This window comes from Bartonella sp. PS17NMGDW, from assembly GCF_042193555.1.
Lineage (GTDB): Bacteria > Pseudomonadota > Alphaproteobacteria > Rhizobiales > Rhizobiaceae > Bartonella > Bartonella grahamii.
Window position 1 is genome coordinate 1 of record NZ_JBHILY010000111.1, and the last position, 505, is coordinate 505.

Genomic DNA, 505 nt, shown 5'->3' on the forward strand with positions numbered 1-505 from the left:
GGGACAAATTCTATGAAGATACCAGAAAAGCATGTTGTTGTAGAGCTAGAGGATATGAGTCTTGATCTTATCTGCTTTCACCATGTCATGGCAGTGTTCAGAGACCGAATCCAAGTTGGGGCACTAAACGGTTATTTAGAAGCCACCTTGGAAGCTAATCCAGAGATTGCCAAATATGGTGTGTTTTTACCGCGGGGCTTAAAGGTTACTTTGCCTGAGTTTGTGTTGTCTAATCCCCAAAGCATGGTGAAGCGGTTATGGGATTAATGCGCACATACCCCTTTATTGTGGTCAAGGTGGGAGATAAACCTGTTCATGAGGTTTTTTACCAGCGTCTTTTAACCGCAACCATTACGGACCATGCCGGTAATGAAGCCGATACATTTGAAGCAGAGTTTGATGATAGTGGCAATGATTTAGAGGTTCCCTCAAGCAACAGTGCGCTCCAGGTGATCTTTGGTTATGAGAACAGCATCAGTGCTTTTATGGGGTGTTTTGTTGTCGA

Annotated in this window: 1 protein-coding gene and 1 pseudogene; both read left to right on the forward strand. The window is 44.0% G+C overall.

Annotated elements, in window-relative coordinates; translation table 11 throughout:
• The first annotated feature begins 12 nt into the window (after window positions 1-12).
• Complete coding sequence (locus ACFIJK_RS09550; protein WP_375627618.1) at window positions 13-267, forward strand: tail protein X; 255 nt, start codon at window positions 13-15, stop codon at window positions 265-267.
• Window positions 267-505, forward strand: a pseudogene (locus ACFIJK_RS09555) (late control protein); the annotation flags it as partial. The gene ACFIJK_RS09550 and the pseudogene ACFIJK_RS09555, both read left to right, overlap by 1 nt.